16 protein-coding genes are annotated in these 18,383 nt (G+C 42.7%); 3 read left to right on the top strand and 13 right to left on the bottom strand.

The genetic code is table 11. The features are described 5' to 3' along the window. Positions 1-24 precede the first annotated feature (24 nt). A complete protein-coding gene (locus Q0541_RS06190; protein ID WP_298907063.1) occupies positions 25-384 on the top strand; it encodes a nuclear transport factor 2 family protein in 360 nt (119 codons plus the stop codon). 397 nt (positions 385-781) lie between these two features. Here Q0541_RS06190 and Q0541_RS06185 read toward each other — a convergent pair whose 3' ends face one another. Next, complete coding sequence (locus tag Q0541_RS06185; RefSeq protein WP_298907060.1) at positions 782-1,054, bottom strand: hypothetical protein; 273 nt, start codon at positions 1,052-1,054, stop codon at positions 782-784. A 143-nt stretch (positions 1,055-1,197) separates the two neighbouring features. On the opposite strand from Q0541_RS06185, the gene Q0541_RS06180 reads away from it, so the two are divergent. Continuing rightward, positions 1,198-1,431, top strand: a complete 234-nt coding sequence (locus Q0541_RS06180; RefSeq protein ID WP_298907057.1) for a hypothetical protein — start codon at positions 1,198-1,200, stop codon at positions 1,429-1,431. Positions 1,432-1,845: 414 nt separating this feature from the next. Here Q0541_RS06180 and Q0541_RS06175 read toward each other — a convergent pair whose 3' ends face one another. From Q0541_RS06175 to Q0541_RS06120, 12 genes are all read right to left on the bottom strand, one after another. Next, positions 1,846-2,868 (bottom strand): spore photoproduct lyase family protein, encoded by a 1,023-nt coding sequence (locus tag Q0541_RS06175; RefSeq protein ID WP_298907161.1) that lies wholly within the window; start codon positions 2,866-2,868, stop codon positions 1,846-1,848. Positions 2,869-2,971: 103 nt separating this feature from the next. Further along, positions 2,972-3,328 carry a hypothetical protein gene (locus Q0541_RS06170; RefSeq protein WP_298907054.1) on the bottom strand — a complete coding sequence of 119 codons (357 nt, stop codon included), beginning with the start codon at positions 3,326-3,328 and terminating at the stop codon, positions 2,972-2,974. Between the two features lie 722 nt (positions 3,329-4,050). Continuing rightward, positions 4,051-7,191: an RNaseH domain-containing protein gene (locus Q0541_RS06165; protein WP_298907051.1), complete on the bottom strand. Its 3,141-nt coding sequence runs from the start codon at positions 7,189-7,191 to the stop codon at positions 4,051-4,053. 2 nt (positions 7,192-7,193) lie between these two features. Continuing rightward, a complete protein-coding gene (locus Q0541_RS06160) occupies positions 7,194-10,607 on the bottom strand; it encodes a hypothetical protein (protein WP_298907049.1) in 3,414 nt (1,137 codons plus the stop codon). Beyond that, positions 10,591-12,108: a hypothetical protein gene (locus Q0541_RS06155; protein ID WP_298907046.1), complete on the bottom strand. Its 1,518-nt coding sequence runs from the start codon at positions 12,106-12,108 to the stop codon at positions 10,591-10,593. The genes Q0541_RS06160 and Q0541_RS06155 overlap by 17 nt, the downstream gene beginning before the upstream one ends. 132 nt (positions 12,109-12,240) lie before the next feature. Further along, on the bottom strand, positions 12,241-13,446 hold the full coding sequence (coaBC, locus tag Q0541_RS06150; RefSeq protein WP_298907044.1) for a bifunctional phosphopantothenoylcysteine decarboxylase/phosphopantothenate--cysteine ligase CoaBC: 1,206 nt from the start codon (positions 13,444-13,446) through the stop codon (positions 12,241-12,243). 122 nt (positions 13,447-13,568) lie between these two features. Further along, entirely contained in the window at positions 13,569-13,781 is a 213-nt protein-coding gene (locus Q0541_RS06145; protein WP_190877921.1) for a DUF2555 domain-containing protein, read from the bottom strand. Between the two features lie 155 nt (positions 13,782-13,936). After that, a complete protein-coding gene (locus Q0541_RS06140; RefSeq protein ID WP_298907159.1) occupies positions 13,937-14,542 on the bottom strand; it encodes an alpha/beta hydrolase in 606 nt (201 codons plus the stop codon). A gap of 232 nt (positions 14,543-14,774) precedes the next feature. Further along, a complete protein-coding gene (locus Q0541_RS06135; protein WP_298907039.1) occupies positions 14,775-14,981 on the bottom strand; it encodes an SDR family NAD(P)-dependent oxidoreductase in 207 nt (68 codons plus the stop codon). Beyond that, on the bottom strand, positions 14,974-15,387 hold the full coding sequence (locus Q0541_RS06130) for an SDR family NAD(P)-dependent oxidoreductase (RefSeq protein WP_298907036.1): 414 nt from the start codon (positions 15,385-15,387) through the stop codon (positions 14,974-14,976). The genes Q0541_RS06135 and Q0541_RS06130 overlap by 8 nt, the downstream gene beginning before the upstream one ends. Before the next feature lie 341 nt (positions 15,388-15,728). Beyond that, positions 15,729-16,109, bottom strand: a complete 381-nt coding sequence (locus tag Q0541_RS06125; RefSeq protein ID WP_298907156.1) for a hypothetical protein — start codon at positions 16,107-16,109, stop codon at positions 15,729-15,731. Between the two features lie 34 nt (positions 16,110-16,143). Further along, positions 16,144-16,230 (bottom strand): hypothetical protein, encoded by an 87-nt coding sequence (locus Q0541_RS06120; RefSeq protein WP_298907149.1) that lies wholly within the window; start codon positions 16,228-16,230, stop codon positions 16,144-16,146. A gap of 490 nt (positions 16,231-16,720) precedes the next feature. On the opposite strand from Q0541_RS06120, the gene purH reads away from it, so the two are divergent. Further along, positions 16,721-18,241, top strand: a complete 1,521-nt coding sequence (gene purH, locus Q0541_RS06115; RefSeq protein WP_298907033.1) for a bifunctional phosphoribosylaminoimidazolecarboxamide formyltransferase/IMP cyclohydrolase — start codon at positions 16,721-16,723, stop codon at positions 18,239-18,241. The last annotated feature ends 142 nt before the right edge of the window (positions 18,242-18,383 follow it).

Below are 18,383 nucleotides of genomic sequence, written 5' to 3'. Positions count from 1 at the left end.
GTGATCATACTCAAAGGAGAGATCATGAAATTCAGCCAAAGCATTGTCATAGAGCGACTGCAACAAGCACAGAACGCACATGACCTGGAAGCGTTTTTAGCCTGTTTTACACCTAACTTTCAGGGTGAGCAACCAGCACATCCTGAGAAGGCTGTACACGGAGTTGAGGATGTCCGTAAGAATTGGTCTGCCATGTTCCACGACATCCCAGACTTTCACTCCGAGTTACTCCGTTCGGCAGTTGAGGGTGATACAGCCTGGGCTGAGTGGTACTGGTTTGGTACCCGTCGTGATGGCACGCGGTTTGGGATGCGCGGAGCGACCATTCTTGGCATCCAAGCGGATCAGATCGAGTGGGCACGCTTATACATGGAACCTGTGTAAACGGGTTGTGTCGCGAATACTTTCTAGTAGCAAACGATCTTTGTCAATCGTGTTGCTTTAAGCACCATTCTGTCAAAAGAGGCAGGGGAACAGGGAGGAGAGGCTGAGATGGAGCTTGTACTCCACACCAGCCAAGCGGACAAAGAAGGACGGGGCTTCATACCGCGCGACCTGAATGGTCAATTAAACCGTAGCACCGATGCTACTCGATAGATTCTCTTCATCGACCTATATGTAATATTAAGTTCGGATGATCACTTATAATTAAACTGCCCTAGTTGTTGGCCACCAGTGGTAACAAGTTAGTCCCTGGATTGAATGGCACTAAGAAAAGCGGAAACGCTTGTAATTTAAGCAATTTGCAATTGCTTTTGTAGTTCATATCGGGGTTTAGTCATCAAGGGATAAATTTTTGGGCGACGTTTACGGACTCGTGGTTCACTTCGACCTGGGCGATGTCTGACGACAAGCCGCTAAGAGCGTCTACGCTCACAGCTTTATGAGCAATAACTTTAAGTAAAGTACGATAAATGTGAAGACGTTTTTGAGGAGAAGTGGCTAACAATTCGGGAATATCCAAAACCTGAGATAAAAATGCCCATAAAGTTATAAAGGGGAGGCAGCCGCGTACAGGGGTTCCCCGCGTTGAGCGGACAGCCGTGTCGAACAACCGCTTTTTATACTTAATTTTTAGCTCAGATATAGTTTGTCTAATTACAGACTCTGGTAATAGCTCCTTAAAAAGCAATCCCAGAGATGAATTAAATTTATCAAGAGAGAATTTGTACTCGTAGTGTCACAGTAGTGTTTATTATGTTGGCTTGCTCGTCTCCTGTGAAAGTATTTCATGAACAAGTAAGCTTTTTCTACCTCCAAAAACTTTTTAGACAACCCGTATATCAATTTTTACCTCCTGGAAGCACAGCGTTCGTTATCAAGCAGGCGGGTACGCCATCGCAAAAAATGCTGAACTTTTTTGTAGCGATCACAGCACTGCATCAAGGACAATCGCCTGCCCTATCATCTTCACTGTTCAATAGCTTTTAAAGCTATAGTGCTTATCCTACAAGGCTTAGAGCTTTTCTTAGTGCCATTGATTACAGTAAGCTTTCTGGCTGATAATGGTGTGCAGACTCAAAGCGTAACAGCTTAGTACACTGTGTCGTCAGTTTGCTTATCTTTAACAAGGGGCTATTGCCTTGTCTAGTTAATTGAAATGGTAGCTGGATTTACGCTGTAGGTGGAGTCAGCCAGGATTAGAGAAGCCTTGGGACTACTGCAAGCGCTTAAAAATTATTGATATATTATATGATCGCTCTCTTGTCCAATAATTACAGCAGTTTTCATTTACTTGAACCACATTTGTCGTCGGGGCACAGCATTGCTGTGCCCGTAAAACCTGGTCTATTTACCTGAAAATAGCTGTAATTTGCTCAAACTGTATATGAGCGAACTGGTTTTTTAAGTCCAATAAAGAATTTCAGCATTTGGAAAGCGCCTAGTAATCTCACTTTCAAAAAAGCAACGCAACGCCTTCATTGTGTCGCGATCATAAACGTACTTCGTCCCACCAAACTTATTACGCTTGACACTGCGTTTTGCCTCATCCATCTCTAATTTTGATTGCGGATACCAAGTTTGTAACACTTCTTTTGACCCAGGTGTGAACCGATGCGAGATTAATTCAAAAGTAAGGTCACAGTCAAAATCCAGTGCCTCGTTTATCTGGTCAAACAAAGAACTATAGTGCATCTGCCAATCGTCTATCGGCATAATGGGCGCAATCACCAAGCCGACTGGATAACCGCCACCGCCACGCTCTAATGGTAGCGCTAACCGTCGCAATGCATTAAGTCTGGATGCTACGGAGGCTGTGCCACCTTCAAACTTACCAGAAATCGGTGCTGCATTAACACTCATCCGACAGCGAGTATGCCCATTGTGTGCTAAATCTAGTAATCCATCCACAGCATCAAATTTCGATACCCAACGTAGATGTGCATTGGTACGAGTGCCAAAGTAACGGATACATTCAGCCAGACTTCCAGTTAAATGCTCAATACCCAATGGGTCAGTATAACAGCTAACTTCAAAACTCGTGGTTTCCCCCTGTTGCTCGTAGTTAGCTAAATTCTCTAATATCTGCGGTAAATTAGCAAAAACGCGGATGACAGGTGGCCCCGACAAGCTACCAGCTAGGTAGCAGTATTGACAGTGAGCCGGACAACCCTCAGCAATGTGAAACTGCCAATCCGCAGAAGGTGGGATGGGACTCAGTTTAAAAGAACTGGGTGGTGCAGTAACCACCGCTAAGGTACGCTTGGCAATGTTGTAAGTATCGCGCTCAGACTCACCGCGCAGTCCCTTTAGACGGTTCTGTGATAATTCTTCTATTGGTAAGTTGAGTGACTGCACACGTGCAAAAATCTGCTGCCCCCAAACCTCATTTAGGGCAGCAGGTGTAAACTGTACCCGTTCAGGTATCCACAACCGTGGTAATTTTGTTTGTGTATTTGATACTGAAACTTGGTCTGTAATTGGATTCAGCAATATCGTTCTCCGTTATTTAGTTTGCTGATTTCTGCAATTAACTTTCAAGGACTTGCTTAATTCGGCGCTCTAACAAATCAAGATCCAAACTGCTTTCATCACGGCTAATTCGACGCACAGTCGAATTAACATTACCTAAATTTACCAATAAATCTTGAAGAATTTCCTGCTGCTGACGCGCTTGGGTAACCTCGCGTGGCTCTTGTACTAAATCACGCACGATAGTATCTTCAGCGCGAGAGGCGATAATTGGATCACTTTGCCCTTGAATGTGAACAAAGGTTCGTCGCCCTGGCCCACGCTCCTCTTCTATTGGTATAACTGCTGTTACTTGGTCAGAACGCACATATTTGCCAAATCCTAAATGTACTAGCTCTGATGAGAGGATTTTCATATAATTGAAACGTGATTTTTAAGTCTTACTTATATTGTAAAATTTAGAGAAGTGACCTTAAAGCCATAGACCATACGGGTTATACCCAATTTACAGTAGTAGTTTCCTGTCCCAATTCCTGCTTGATATCTCTATGTCAGTCACACTATTTCTACCAGCTTTTGAGCTTGTTCTGGGGTTTCACCAAGCTCAATAAACTTAAGTTTTAGGTTGGAGTCCTAACCTTGGCTTGTTAAGTACAGCATTTCATTAATTTGTAGCAAATTAAATTCGGCAATACCTTACCCGCATTTCTCACAAGCGGTGCGTAGCTTGCCGCCGTAGGCATCGCTATTACCCAAACCTTTGTCGAGCTTAGGTTTTGAGCGTTTTAGAGACTGCACAAATCACAACAGTATGTGAACAAGGTATTTTATCTCAAGTCTAAGTAGCATAAACGTTTTGGGCTAGTCGTTTAAATCTTTGTGAGAAATCCGGGCTTACAATGCCAATGCATCGGCTGCATTGTTAATGCGTCTTCTTATAATGCCAATGTGTCGTCCGCATTGTTAATGCGTCCCCTTACAATGCCAATATGTTGGCCGCATTGTTAATGCGTCTCTTTACAATGCTAATGCGTCGGGATGCATTCTAAGAGTTATCTTTCTGTAAGTTTGATTGTAAATAATACTTCCTTCAAGTTGTAAATTTATTAATAGCCTCTTTCTTCACTGGCAGCATATTCAATCTTGCTCTAATTCAATATCCTCATCTGCGATCGCAAAATCACTAATGTAGTCTCGTACAACACGCTCAAAAAATAGGGGAGCAGGCAAACCTGTCCAATCGCTGTAGTGACCAAAGCCATAGCGCAGTGACTCCACAAGGGCAGCTAAATCATCAGGATTATCTTCTGGTTGCCTCAAGGTAACAACAATCTCAAGTGGATTGGGAGTAGGCCAGCGACCCACAAACGGAGCTTTTGTAGAGAGTTGACTTATCTTTAACCCAGCTTTGTTGGCTAGGGTCTGGGTTGAACGATAACAACTTTGCCCACGTGGATATTGATGTGGTGCTTCACGTGCCACAGATAGATAAGCTACACATCCAGTTTGATTAGTGGCGCTGAGTCGGAATAACCCAGTCGAACTAGACGCTGAAGGAATTTTAAGCGTAGGCGGCAGTTTGTTTAGTTCTTCTTTTGTCCTAGTATCTTCTAAAGAAGTCTCTATTAAATGTCTGACTTTTTTCTCAATAATTCCAGGGGCAAGTTCTTGGCGAATGCGAATTAGACGTGCGCCTTGCCATTCATCCTGCATATATTGATGCTGTTGGCCAAGGTTAATTTGATTAGTATTTATTTCCTCATCTTTGAGCCAAGACCATAATTGAACACAGTTGGAAGAATCAATCATAACCAATGGTTGCATCCCTTCTTCCACAGAGTTAGAAACAATTTGTTTTACAAATTTCATGAATCGAGTCTTGCGTACAGCTTTCTCATTAGCTAGTTTGATTGGAGTAAGTTGGGCAATAAAAGCTAGTGCATCAGAGAAGCTAAACCACGGGCTAATTTCTAAATTTCCTTTCTCGTAAGCACAGCAAAGCTCACATTTTCCTGTATCTACGTTGAGGCGCATTACCACTGCTAAAAATGTATTCTCAATAACACCACGAACGCGACCCCTTTGTTTACGGACGATTGTGAACCCTAAAATTTCTTTTGGTCTAGCTTCTGGTGGGATATTTTGCAAGTACTTGTCAACCTTTTCTTTTACACCATCAATCCGACCAGAATGAGCCGAGAACAAATCTTTCAAAGCCGACTGCATCCGATGGAAGAAGTCTGCAAGTTTGAGATGCTTTGTCTTCCGTGTCTTTTCAATGGGTAGAAGGAACTGCACGCCAGCACCAACCTTTGCTAGTGCTTGGCGAGTTGAAGGTTTATTAACTTTATCGTCAGGTTTAGGAGTTTCTTTACCAGTAGGATGTGGGTAAAACTGCCGCGCCATGATCAAGCAGAAAGTTGGCTGATTGAGCTTTTCAATCTGTTTTGCAGTGGAATCCCATGCTTCAATTCGCTGACGCGATCGCTCTTGAGCTTTCAACTCTTTTCCAGGTAAAACCTCTCGTGATCCGTGAGTCTTTTTTGGTAATAGATTAATCTTTATTTCGACTGTATTTCCCCACAAAACTTGGGTAATTTTTTGCAATAGTTCCGCTTCAGTTTGCAACTCAGCTTCATAAAAGATAAACAGTGATGGTCGTTCGTTGGGATACAATCGCTTTATCGCTGCTTGGTTTGCTTGAATGATAGCTTGGAGTTCATCTGTCTGATTCGGTGTGCGTTTGCTGAATTTAAAAGCATTTTTTCCCCACTCAATCTCTTCTAAACGAATGTCAAAGTGTTTGCGTAGCAAGCTATCAATTTGTCTATCGTCGAGTTTATCGAGATATTTCGCGGTAAATTCCAAGTTGGAATTTGTTTCAAGAGCTTCCAAAACCCCACCAAGCAGTGTAGGAAGATTAATCATCCGCGATGCTGTATCATCTAGTTTGTGCTTAGATGGTACTTTTGTGTAACCATCGAATATTTTAATTCCCAATGGTTGAAGAATTTTAGCGATCGCTTCCAAGGCATCTAATTTATCAATCTCTGGTACACCTGTTTCAATACCGTATCCTTCTGAACTATTTTCGTCTTCTTCGGAATTATCTTGAAGTCCATTCCGGTAAGTCAGAACTACCTCACAGCTATCAGTAGAGGCTTTGCCCAAAGCGATTTGTTGCCCATCAAAAGGTTCCAGAGGCAGTTTCAATTCTCTTCGCAGAATTTCAAAATCTGTATCTGTTGCCCAACGCCAATTCTTCTTCTCTTGCTTGTTATTTTTATCTTGTTCACATTTTACTCGATAGCTAAAGGCGCGATCGGGATAGTCTTGAGAAAATATGAAACCGCTAATATTCCTACGATCGTATTTAGGATCTTTTAACTGAGTAAACCAGCGACGTTTGGAAACCTCAACTTTCACCAAAGGTTGAGGCAAAGAAGGATAAGTCACAACTTCCAAGCTCACCACAAAACTGAATTTCCCTTTTGTGTCAGGTAAGGTTATCGGATCGGTCATCAATTCTACAATCCCAGAATTGCTGGAAATAATACGTTTTATCGGCCCTAAATTTGGAAAAATCTCTTGTCCAGCAATTTGACGAGCTACGTAATCTACTATCGCACGATAGGCATATTTATCTGTTAAATCTTTTGGCTGAGTTGTACCTGTCTGTTTAGAGCAATTCCAAGGGAATACTTGAGATTTAAATGGAGAAATTTTCAGAAGTTCTCCTCTTTCCTGCAAATCTTGCAAGCGCTCAATAATATTCGTTGATATGTCTTCTTTTTTTACAAAAGGTCTGAGATAATTTGCGAACCAGTCGTTAATAATTGGGCGAAGCATTTGATTGATTTCTTCTTCATTACCACCAGTTAGGTAAACAAAAGGTTCTGGATCACCTCCCGTTTTAGCATTATAAAATGCGAAGTTCGTAAGACCTACTTCTGGTTCAATTCGCGCTGCATTTTTTAGTACTACCTCTATAAATCCTCGAAATGAGGCATAGGGAAGATTTTTGACATTAGTTCCTTTTTGAATATCTGCAAAATCTAACAGAGCTGCCTTTGTCCAAGCAAGAGTAAAACCCTTTACGATGATTGGACGCAGATCATCAGGTACAGTGAAAGCTAAGGTAAATTGCTTGATTAACTTGATTTGTCCTTGCTGAATATAAAACGTATCTGAAACTAAATTACCATCAGTTTCTTCGTCTTCCTCTTCTTCAGATAAATCTTCTTCAAGTTCAATTTCATCAGAAAAGTTGTCGCTCATTGTTACATCTCCAATAGTGTTGAAAAATCATTGAAACCGTCTTCTTCATCCGTCAAATATTGTGAATTAGCTAGGTCATCAGGGTAAATTACTCCTTCAATACGTTGTAAAGGTGCTAGAAATGCGCCATAAAGTTCTTGATAAATTTCCCGAATTATAGGATCGGGGTGGTTGACACATTCTTCTAAAATGATTCGCATCTGCACCAGCATACTATCTCGCCCAGAATCGGGTTTATCTTCTGCTGAATTTTTAGCCCAAGCTGCATCCACAAAGTAAACTGATACTGGGCATCCATTCCGCATCCCGCGCCCAATTGTTTGCAAAATAGCAACCATTTGATTAGCTGTAAACGATTTGAACAGTTCAGGGCCTAAACGGCTAGCCATTAAAGGTTCACGTAACAATCTATTGGCAGTTCTCCAAAGGTCTTTTCTTGATTGCTGCCAAGAAGTTGCGATCGCATTTAAATCTTCTGTTTCACTAAAAACTCGACTATCAAATTCTTGTGTTGCCCGTCCTGCCAAGCTGTACAAAAGCCGCATATCATCTTTGGTAGGATGAGGACGAGTCAGGAAGTAAATCGAGCCAATTGCGGCATCTAGCTTCCTATCCCCTTTCGTGAAAACTATGTTCACACCTCGATTAATTGCCAACATGGGAAAAATTAAAATATCACAGTTTTCATCGTCTCCTAATGCCTCACACTGAGCAGAGGTGATAAAATCCTGCGGTTGTTCTCCATCTCTGAGGGATTTAACAATTGCCTTTGTATGCTGCCCAACCTCAGGATGATAGTCATTGATATACTTCTTGATTGTGCGAGCCTGTTCATAACTATTGACAACTAAAGCGGCTTTGCGGCGAATACCAAACTTGACATCAAAATGACGCATAGACTTGTAAATTTCAGATTTAGTAATTCCTCCGCGCACAAGAGCATTCACCATCCGCTTAAGATTATGGTTTTGAAGTTCGCCAGCACCGCTATATTTGAGGGGTTCATCACCACGTTCACTATCTGGAAACCATTTGAAACGATAAACGCTCTGTTCTAGCTTATGTTTTGACTGACGCGGTTTTAGTAAATAATGCGGGCCAGCATTAATGTGATAAGCGGGACTAGCTTCCAAAAATGAAGTTGCCGAGGTAATTAAAACGGCTGGGCTTAGATGTCCATCATCTGCGTCTAACAACCGATGAAAGCGGTGCATTAACATTCGGGGCGCACCAACAAATGTAATGTAGGACAATTGCACATTTCTGGTAGCGGTACGTGTTGTTTGTGCTTTGAAAAAACTGTATTGCACCCCAGAAAATGAACCTAAAATGCTTTCTGGAATAAATTTTCGCAGTTCTGGTGATGCAGTTGACTCTCCAATGGTTTCACGAATGAATCCCTCTGCAACCATTGTTCTAGTTCCTGGTACAATTCGCTGGTAGCCCAAAATTACGAAAGTAACAGTTATAAGTAATTTAGCTAAATCTTCTGCTTCTATTGTTGGTAAATGATCTGGAAAACAGAGCTTGAGAAATAATTTGGCAATTTCTTCAACGATCGCATCACGTCGCTTAATCAGATTTTCAGCCAGGTAACGACGGAAATGACTAATCAGAGTTTTCCATTGCTTTTCAAGGGTTTCACGGTTATAGCCTAAAATCCGAGGCCATAAATCTGCTTTAAAGTCTTGAGGGTTCTCAACACCTGTGCGATCATAAAAGGCGTTATATGCTGCCGCTTCCCAAAATTCAGTCAGTGCCCGACTTTTGCTAAAGCCTAGTTTGGCTTCTTGTTCATCAATGTCATTCTGCTGAGAGGATTTCTTTAAAGTATTCAATAGTTCGCTAACAATCCGTAATACAGTCAGTAATTGATTCTCGTAGCGTTCTCCCACCCGCGACTTAGACATATTCTGAAGGGTGGTAATTAAGGAAGTATTATGGTTGCCAAATTCTGACAAGTCACGACTATAAAGTTCTACATCCCGATCAAATAATCGATAGTTTTCACCACGAGCAAAGCGGTTATGGATTTGTTCTAGAATTACCCGATGAATGGATCGCTCTGAGCCTGAAATACTTAAAGTTGCTGCCCCATAACTATCTAACACTGATTGCACCATGTCGCCTTCGTCGAAAACAACTACGTCGAAGGTACGAGCAATTAATTCAAAATATCGTACTTGTTCCTGAATCGCGTGAGGTGATATTTGAGTATCGAGCGATCGCACATGACCAACCCAAATATTAGAATCCAGCAAATCTCGCGGTGCTTTGTTGCGACCGCACATTGTCCATAAGGGACACAGGCATTTCTTCATCTTTCCCTGTTTCCCCCCGCCTTGCAATATCTCGTTGCAAGGTGCGTAACCAAAGCCCCACAGAGACATATCAGCAGTTGAAAAAGCTGGTAGAACGCAGTTCATGCCAAAAACTTCTGCCTGTTCTAAGGTGTGGGCAAAGCCACCATTACCTCCGGTTGCTATAGACTCAGCAATATTGTCTGCATGACGACGACGAGTTTCATCGCCTTGACCTACCAGCATTCCCACCTTAACTTGATGAAATGCCAGTTCAGCCATGTACTGTCTAGCAACTTCAATGGAGGGAAACACAAACATTGCTTTATAGTCATGTAGTCCCAGCCAGACAGCTATCAACACGAGGATGGTTGTTTTACCTGACCCTGGTAAACCAATTAAGTGCTTGATGTCTTCTAATTCCAACACATCATTTTCTTTCCGCAGACCTTTTCCAGTCTCCGATACCATGAGGTCAAAGCGTTCAAAACGCTCTGCCCAACTACCACGTCGTCGCTCAGGATATTGCTTTTCACGCTCGTCCATCTCAATAGCCAGATCGCGCAATTCACTTAAGGGAATGCGAATCTTTCCTCTTGGTTGACGGTTGAGGGAATGTGTGCGACGCACAGCAATAGGGGCGGTAATTGGAGTGATCGGCATTCTTACTGCTGTTGACTCTTCACCTAACGCAACCGCCATCTGCTGACGAGGATCGGCAAATGTAAAACCATACGAGTCGTATGGCAGAGGGTTACTAAGAATTTGACGCGCTTGTGTAATTAAAGAATCTTCTAAAGGGTCTGTTCTTTTAAAGTGAAGTGTTTCAATATCAATCTCATACGTCCCTTTAGTGTGGTTGCAGTAATGATGATTGTTATAGAGAGCAATTGCGTGTTTAACTGACTGCTGTGTAACAAAAGTCAGTGACATCTGCCGCATATTGAAAATAGCTTGACGAGCTTGTTCAAATACAGGTGCATTCAAAATGCTTGCCATGCCTGACATCACTAGTGGCGCGTACTCCAGTGAATCAGTATTAATAAACTCCTTCATCAAAACGCAATACCAGCAAATTCGGTCTGCACCTTTCCAAAAATCAGGTTTGGTTCGCATAAGGCATCTTTTTTAAAAAATCAATTACAGAGGAAACTGACATAATTTCTAAACTGGCGGGATCGCCCTTTTTATCTAGTGTTGAGATGAGGGTAGAAATGTAGCTTGGGTTGTCCTCGATTAAGCGATCGCTCACAGCAAGAATGCGGCGACGATAGTGAATCAACCCGCCAATACTACGATTGAGACGCAAAGCCAGAGTTACGGGACTTGTGTAAGATTTAGCATCAATTCCAATTGCCCGTTCATTAATTGCCACATCGCATAAATCAGACTCCGGGTAAAGTTCAGCATTGAGCTTATTGTGTCGGGCTGTATCAAAAATAGCTAATTCGTCAATTGCTGGGCCTGTCCAGTAGGTGAGAATTCGCGGCTCTGCAATTCGTAAAATGTCTTTGGGATCTAGTTTTTCAGATACTTTTGGTGAGTTGTGGCCAATGCACTGGCGAATTGGACACCGCCCTTGTGAAAAAAGTTTTTTGTTGGGATGCGATCGCATCAGTGTGCCACAGTGGGCACAGCGATGTGCTAGTCCATCAACTAGCCAGATATCTGGCACTAAGTCGAAGAATTTCTCAATGAGCATTCCCTGTAAAGGGGTCAAGTCATTTTCAACCAAGTAATCTAATAGTTGCCGTTCTCCTATTAAAGAGTACCTGCCAAACAACTCTCTTAGCGCGGTGTAAGCTTTGTGTTGGCGACGACTGCCCAATCGTTCAGTTGCTTGGCATAAGTCAGTATATAAACGATGCTCAATCACATTATCTTCTCCAAAACCCCCGCTTAGGTTGGCAATTTCTGCACAGTCTGAAGTAGGTACTCGTAAATCTGGATCGATTAAGGTAACGCTAGAAAAGCGAAAATCTGATTGGCTAAAAACCTCTAACTGCCAACGATCGCAACCAAGAGAGTATCGAGCGTTATCCAAAACAGTATGCACGCAAGCAGCGCGATCGCTTTGTCCTTCTTCAATATATAGACGACCTAATTTGCACATTGCTTGATAGAGTTCTGGTGGCAGAGTATTATCCTCTTGGCGCACAATTTCTCTACCTGGGAGAACCCGGTCATATTGCCGAAGAATTCCCTGAGCAAGTAACACTACAGCATCTTCAGCCAAATCCATCGCTAGGCGGTGTCCTGTAGGCAGAAGCAAAGAGGTTGCTGAAATTGCAGGTAGCCATGTGGGATCATGTCCTTGAGCCTCTGCAATAATTTGCCTCTCTAAAGCATCTTCAGGAAAGGAAGGCAAAACTTGAGTAATTGCTGCAAGTGTCCAACCTTTCTTTAATAGGACAGCAGTTGCCAATCCCTCCAAAATCTGCCGAAATCCAAATTCTTGCCCTTTAAGTTGTGATAAAAGTTGTTTCGTTCTCCACGACCGAACGGTACGCAGGGCAGGTGATTCTATAGACAGTTCAAGCTGTTTAATCTGGCGTTTTAGCTCTTTTGCCAGAGCCTCCGCAGTTCCCTGCCACTGACGCACGTCCTCAAAGTACATAACTGTAATCGGATATTTATTACATCAATTATTGTTTACACTAAATGATGTAATTTAGAATGTCAATAGATCAACAAAACGCAAAGAGAAATTTTTGTGTCTTGGCACGGTACTGGGGATTGGGGAACTTGGTCAAAATAGGACAAAATCAAATAAATGATGTGCCATTTGTAATTTAGAACAAGGTGCGATCGCTAGCTGATTTCCTTGGCTATCTAAAAATATCGCTTGATTATTATCGCTCCCAAAACCACTATCAGGTTGATCGATGGGATTGGCAACAATAGCATCTAATTTTTTACTCTCTAACTTTTCTAATGCAGGGTTGACAATATCTCCAGTTTGTGCTGCAAAGCCAATTAATATCTGATGCGGCTGTTTAAGTTTTGCTAATTGGGCGATTATATCCGGTACAGGTTCCAAGGGTAAGGCTTTGGGGAGCGATCGCTTAGGCAATTTCTCTGTACTATAATCTCGTGGCTTCACATCTGCCACGGCTGCTGACATGACAATTACATCAGCGTTGGGTAAACATTCCACCATGACGTGCTGCATTTGCTCGGCACTAATGACGGGAATTGCTTGCACTTCCAATGGAACATCCCAATTAGCTGGCCCATGCACCAGGGTTACACTTGCGCCTCGGTGAAGTGCGGCTTGCGCTAAAGCTAATCCCATTTTACCTGTGGAAGGATTACCAACAAACCTCACTGGGTCAAGAAACTCTCGCGTTCCCCCAGCACTAATTAACACTCGTTTACCGACTAAATCTTGTTTGCCTTGAGTGTGTAACAACGATTGGATGTGAGCCAAAATTTCTGGAGGTTCTGCTAATCTACCAGCACCGATGCGATCGCACGCTAATAAACCCGATGCTGTACTCATCCCATGATATCGGCTATCTATCAATAGCTGTTGCCAATTCCGCTGCACTGATAGCTGTTCCCACATATCCGTATTCATTGCGGGTGCTAACAGCACCGGACAAGTAGAAGCCAGCACAGTATTTGTGAGTAAATTATCAGCCATCCCGTAGGCTAACTTTGCTAATGTATTAGCTGTCAAGGGGGCAATTACCATGACATCTGCCCATTCACCCAACTCAATATGCAACGGACGAGAGTGAGTTGGTTTCCAGAAATCATCATCTGTGTAGGCGGGATGACGGGATAGGGTGGCTAAAGTTAAAGGCGTGATAAATTCTTGCGCCGAACGCGTAAGGATGACTCGGATTTCCACCCCAGTTTTAAACAGCGTCGAAACTAGTTCACAAATTTTGTATGCGGCGATACCGCCGCATACTCCAATTAGAACCCTGTTCAATTTTGGATTAGTCATGGTAAAAAGTTAGGAGTAAGTAGTAACTTAGGAGCAAGTAGTTACGAATATTAATTTCCAAGTCCTAACTCCTGTACAGACAAAGATTTTTCGTGTCTCTACTCCCAACTCCTAACTCTCAACTACGCTTCATCGTAGGGTTCCAAGTCTAACAGGTAGATATAGGGTTCAACTAACTCTGGACGCTGAAATGCGATCGCTCGCAATAAATGCCAATCATTCAAACCCTCAAAAGCATTACTATAATTATCTAGCTCCAGACGTGTAGCTAGTTCTTCTACTTCTGCCGCAGTCATGGCAGCAATTTCTTTCTTGGAAATGCTTAGAGTTGTCATAATGCTTGCCCCTCCCTTATGCAGCACTCGCCTTCAGCATGGGTTAAGTTGCGCTCTTTCGCAGCCACCCTATATATCTTACTCATTAGAGGTCATTGATTTCATGAAAATTTTCAGCGTTTATACCAGAATTTATAAAAAATTCGTAATCCTGACTAGCTAATTGTATTCACAATAAAATTCCGTAGTACCTTTAACGTTTGTGGATTTATTTCATGCCCCATGTCAAATTCGTGGTATTCTACTGCCACTCCTAGAGACTTTAGAGTTTCGCGTGCCTTCAAAGCAGCTTGCAGTGGCACAACTTCATCATATTTTCCGTGGCTGATTAAAGTCGGCGGAATCCCACTTTTAGCTGCCGTTAGTGCATCAGGATGTAAATACCCACTCATGACAACTAAACCTGCTAGGGGTAATTTTGAGCCGACATCTAAAGTCATTGCTCCGCCTTGAGAAAATCCACTTAAAATGGTGCGTGATAAAGGTACACCAGTGCTGATTTCTAAAGATTGCAAGAAATCAGTTAGCAGTTGCCGACTTTCTGCCAACCCTTGATACATATTTTCCACCCGCAGGTCATACCATGCCCTTCCTACAGGGGAATAGGGATAAGGAAAAGGTGCATCAGGTAATACAAATTGGTAATCAGGTAAGTTGATCAAGGGTAACAATGATGCTACATCCTCAGCATTAGCTCCCCAACCATGCAAGGTGACAATTAAGCCTGCGGGGGGTTGAGAAGTTTCTCTCTTAACGGTGATAGCTTGTAAAGACAGAGGTTTACTCCTAAAATCCTACTCTTTTAGTAGATCCTATCTCTTGAAGTAGACTTAGTATTACGAAACGGATGCCACTTTGCCAGAGACACCCACCTTATTGGCTAAACTTTTTACCAAGGGACTGGTTCACCAAGATGAAAAAAGCTACCACTCGGCCCATCGTCAGGGAGCATCGCTAACTCAACGTCCGTTTTCGCCCCTCCTGTGATATCCATCATTGCGCCTTCACCCCCAATTCAGTTTTCACCCAACCTGGATGAGCGCTATTAATTTTCACAGGAGTATTGCGTAACTCATGGGCTAAATGGATGGTGAATGCGTTGACTGCTGCTTTAGAAGCATTGTAAGCAAATGGTTTAGAATCATAAATTGGTGAATTGGGAGTAGCATGAAGTGTCAATGAGCCTTCAATACTAGACATATTGACAATTACGACCACTAGGACTGTTTAAAATTAACGGTAGCAGTACTTGAGTCAGTTCTACCAAGCCAAAAAAGTTGGTGTTGAATGTCTGTTGAATAATGTTTATTGAAACAGAAGTGGCATTACTGATTAACCAGTCGCCATCTAGAAACACACCTGCATTATTAATCAAGATATCCAGTTTACCAAAAGTGTCACTAATCTCTTGAAAAGCAGACTGAATTTGAGTACTGTCAGTTGTGTCAAGAGCGATCGCCACAGATGAGACTCCTTGATTATGCAAGTTAGTGGCTACCGTTTTTGCTGCTTCTAAATTTCGGGCTGCGATCAGAATCGTCAATCCATGTTGTCTCAGTTGACGACTCATCTCTAGTCTTAGACCCTTATTTGCGCTAGTAATCAAGGCTACTTTATTCTTCAGTTCGCTATTTACAACTGTTAGCCACTCCTATGAAATTGGGGATCTACGATGTATTTAAAAACAGTATGCTTAAGCTTTGTTTAAATACTGGGTCAATCCTCTCACGAAGTCGCAGGCAAGAAAACCTAGAAAAAAGGCTAGTACCGACTTGTTTTTTGCTCAAGACGCTGGTGCTTTAGGCATTTCTTGATCCCCCCTAGCCCACACCAGTCGCTCCACTTGGGGGTTTCTCCATAAGTAAGTGGCATGGATTTAAGGGTATCTAAAATGTTTTGCTCTTCGCTTAGAGGACTTTTCAAACATCCTCCTAGAGTGATAAACCGTTAACCCTCGTCGAACACGCCAATCACAGGGCCAACAACCGCAAAATTGTTTTTGGTTAGTGACAACCCAGCCGATAATTGTGCAAATTGTACCTGAGTAAAGGCACTTGCACTGCCATCTTGGTCAAAGAACAATGCACCTGTAATATTGTTGTAAATAAATCGCTGAGTGCTAGTGGTTGCAGATGCTCCGAGGGTAAACTGACTTGTCTTAAGTGAACCGATTGATAACCCGCCACCAAAACCATCAGCCGTTACTTGAATGAGTTCATTAGTCGCTTTGAAGTCATCAAGTCTATCAATGCCTTCATTGAAACTATTGAAAGCAAAGGTATCAGTACCAGATCCTCCAATTAGGCTATCATTACCCTTGCCGCCTATGAGGATATCATTACCCTTGCCGCCTATGAGGATATCATTGCCTACTATTACTATTAATTGTATCGGCGCCGTTAGTGCCCAGTAGGGTATCATTCCCGTTGGTTCCAATGATATTTGCCATAACTTTTTCCTACCTAAATCGATTGTTTTGAGTAAATTAAGTTCTCAAGTTGCAGTTAGTGCTGTTTGAGCACACAAAAATTCGCCAAATGTTGACGTTTCGACATTCTTTCATATGACCCTTGAGGGTTAGGAATTTTTCTTCAAAGATTTCCCCTTTGAACTGAATATTTACTTAGATGTCTATATTTCAAGAAAATCTGCTGTAATGTTAGGTTTGACTGGCGTACCCTGCGGGAAGCAAGCTACAACCCAATCTACATTGATAGATTTTATTATAAGTAATCACCCGGACATGATATTATCTAACTTTTTCTCCTTGCTAGCCCAGACTGTTCAATGTCAACAGAGGTACGGAGAACCTGTCCTACTCCTTTTGTTGTCACGCCACTACCGGATATCATAATGATTCCTAATGGTCTTGAAGTGAACCAAAGCTTATGCAAAACTTGAGATCCTTCGCTCCTAGCCCACTTTTAAGGAATTGATCAATGGCGCGTCTAGCCCTGCTGAGTGTATCTAACAAAACTGGTTTAATTGACCTAGCCCGTAGCTTGGTTGAAGAATTTGACTTTGATTTAATCAGCAGTGGAGGAACAGCCCAAGCCCTCAAAGATGCAGGACTCCCAGTTACCAAAGTTGCAGATTACACAAGTTCTCCAGAAATTTTAGGTGGCCGAGTCAAAACGCTGCATCCCCGGATTCATGGCGGGATTTTGGCCCGGCGAGATGTTCCCCAAGATATTACAGATTTAGAAAATAACCAAATTCGCCCGATTGATTTAGTGGTAGTAAATCTATATCCTTTTGAGGAAACTATTGCTAAACCAGGGGTGACATTATCCCAAGCTGTTGAGCAAATTGATATCGGTGGCCCTGCTATGCTACGGGCATCATCGAAAAACTTCGCCCATCTGACAGTATTATCCGATCCAGCGCAGTATGACGAGTATTTGCAGGAATTGCGGCAAAATAACGGCGAAGCATCTTTAGAGTTTCGGCAAAAGGCGGCATTAAAAGGGTTTTCGCACACTGCTAGTTACGATCAAGCGATCGCATCTTATCTCGCAGGAACACAGCAGCATACCCTTAGCGGTACACAATTGCAATCTCTGCGTTACGGCGAGAACCCCCATCAACCCGCCGCGTGGTATCAAACTGGTACTACCCCAACGGGATGGACAGCCGCTACAAAACTGCAAGGCAAAGAACTTAGTTACAATAACTTAGTTGATTTAGAAGCTGCACGCCGAATTATTGCTGAATTCACTGATACTCCAGCAGCAACGATTATTAAACATACAAATCCCTGTGGTACAGCGCTGGGAAGCAGTATTTCTGAAGCTTACCAAAAAGCTTTCAATGCTGATTCTACTTCTGCCTTTGGTGGGATTGTCGCACTCAACCGTCCGATTGATGCGGCTACGGCCAGCGAGTTAACTAAAACATTTTTAGAATGTGTAGTAGCACCAAGTTGTGATCCAAAAGCTCAAGAAATCCTTAGCAAAAAATCTAACGTGCGGGTTTTAACTCTACCTGATTTGAGCAGTGGCCCTAAGGATACAGTGAAAGCGATCGCAGGTGGTTTCCTTGTCCAATCTAGCGATGATGTGATTGCTGATACCAATCAATGGCAAGTAGTCACCGAACGTCAACCCACCGCTAGCGAATTAGCCGAATTGCTCTTTGCTTGGAAAGTTTGCAAACACGTTAAATCTAATGCCATTGTTGTCACGAGCGATCGGACTACACTAGGAGTAGGTGCTGGTCAAATGAACCGCGTCGGCTCAGTTAAAATTGCCCTAGAACAAGCTGGAGAAAAAGCCAAAGGTGCAATTCTGGCCAGCGATGGATTCTTCCCCTTTGATGATTCAGTCAGAACAGCCGCAGCAGCAGGAATTACAGCCCTTGTCCAACCAGGGGGAAGTTTGCGCGATCAAGATTCAATCAAAGCTGCTAACGAACTGGGTTTGGTGATGGTATTCACGGGTGTACGTCACTTTTTACACTAATTCTTGCCCATCAGGTGTGCAGTTTATAAAGTGTCACACAATATCCTTGCTTTCTGATTGAGTTAATGATATTGTCTAATCGTGTGTGAGGAGTAAGTTATAAATAAAGAGCGCCTGGGGTGGAAACACGGCAACACTCCCA

Origin of the sequence: uncultured Nostoc sp., assembly GCF_937863485.1 — a bacterium.
Lineage (GTDB): Bacteria > Cyanobacteriota > Cyanobacteriia > Cyanobacteriales > Nostocaceae > Nostoc.
The sequence above is the reverse complement of the archived record's forward strand: the minus strand, read 5'-3'. Positions and strand labels throughout refer to the sequence as shown.

Excerpts from the sequence above, each read along its gene's own strand:
- Q0541_RS06160 (WP_298907049.1), bottom strand. The coding sequence starts at position 10,607 with ATGCGAACCAAACCTGATTTTTGGAAAGGTGCAGACCGAATTTGCTGG.
- Q0541_RS06165 (WP_298907051.1), bottom strand. The coding sequence starts at position 7,191 with ATGAGCGACAACTTTTCTGATGAAATTGAACTTGAAGAAGATTTATCT.
- purH (WP_298907033.1), top strand. The coding sequence starts at position 16,721 with ATGGCGCGTCTAGCCCTGCTGAGTGTATCTAACAAAACTGGTTTAATT.
- Q0541_RS06180 (WP_298907057.1), top strand. The coding sequence starts at position 1,198 with ATGTTGGCTTGCTCGTCTCCTGTGAAAGTATTTCATGAACAAGTAAGC.
- Q0541_RS06155 (WP_298907046.1), bottom strand. The coding sequence starts at position 12,108 with ATGTACTTTGAGGACGTGCGTCAGTGGCAGGGAACTGCGGAGGCTCTG.
- Q0541_RS06120 (WP_298907149.1), bottom strand. The coding sequence starts at position 16,230 with ATGGCAAATATCATTGGAACCAACGGGAATGATACCCTACTGGGCACT.
- Q0541_RS06170 (WP_298907054.1), bottom strand. The coding sequence starts at position 3,328 with ATGAAAATCCTCTCATCAGAGCTAGTACATTTAGGATTTGGCAAATAT.
- Q0541_RS06145 (WP_190877921.1), bottom strand. The coding sequence starts at position 13,781 with ATGACAACTCTAAGCATTTCCAAGAAAGAAATTGCTGCCATGACTGCG.
- coaBC (WP_298907044.1), bottom strand. The coding sequence starts at position 13,446 with ATGACTAATCCAAAATTGAACAGGGTTCTAATTGGAGTATGCGGCGGT.
- Q0541_RS06135 (WP_298907039.1), bottom strand. The coding sequence starts at position 14,981 with ATGTCTAGTATTGAAGGCTCATTGACACTTCATGCTACTCCCAATTCA.
- Q0541_RS06190 (WP_298907063.1), top strand. The coding sequence starts at position 25 with ATGAAATTCAGCCAAAGCATTGTCATAGAGCGACTGCAACAAGCACAG.